1 protein-coding gene is annotated in these 680 nt (G+C 65.0%); it reads right to left on the reverse strand.

All coding sequences use genetic code 11. The annotated features are described in order from the left end of the window. Positions 1 to 614: IS66 family transposase zinc-finger binding domain-containing protein (locus tag J8G26_RS19125; RefSeq protein WP_210570845.1), on the reverse strand; the 614-nt coding region annotated here is incomplete at its 3' end. Positions 615 to 680: the final 66 nt, after the last annotated feature.

Genomic DNA, 680 nt, shown 5'->3' on the forward strand with positions numbered 1-680 from the left:
TGGTCGGCGTACTTGGCCACCAGCACCTGGGCCAGCAGGCCCGCAGTCGGGATGCCCTTGTCGATCACATGCGCCTCGACCGGCACCTGGGTGATGGTCTCGCACTTGGCGCAGGCCCACTTGCCACGGATGTGGCGCTCCACCGTGAACACGCCGGGCACATAGTCCAGCTTTTCGGCCACGTCTTCACCGATGCGCTTCATCGCACAACCACAGGCGCAGGTAGTCAACTCAGGCTCGTGGCGGATCTCGCGCCGCGGCAGGTTGGCCGGCAGCGGCTGGCGCTTGGGTTGTTGTTTGGCTTGGGGCGCTGGCGCAGGCGGCTGCAGTTGCTCGATCTCGACGGCGACCGCTGCCAGGTCGGCCTCGATCTCGTCTTCAAGCAGGCTGCGCTGCTCGGCGTTGAAGCGCTCGGACTGGGCCGCGAACTTCATGCGCTTCAAGAGCGCGTTCTCGTGGGTGAGCTTGGCGTTGAGCGCCTGGCTGTGCTTGAGTTCGGTTTGGTGGCGGGCGATTTGCGCGTCCTTGTCGCTCACGTGGCCCATGAGGCTGGCAACCATCTCGCGCAGTTGCTCTGCGCTGAGATTGTTCAGGGATTGTTGCTGCACCACCATGGCAGCCAGTGTGCCAAGGAAGGCCCTGCGCTGCCATGCGCAGATCCACCGATTGCGCGCCGGCTT

The organism is Acidovorax sp. JG5 (genome assembly GCF_017939685.1).
Taxonomy (GTDB): domain Bacteria; phylum Pseudomonadota; class Gammaproteobacteria; order Burkholderiales; family Burkholderiaceae_C; genus Acidovorax.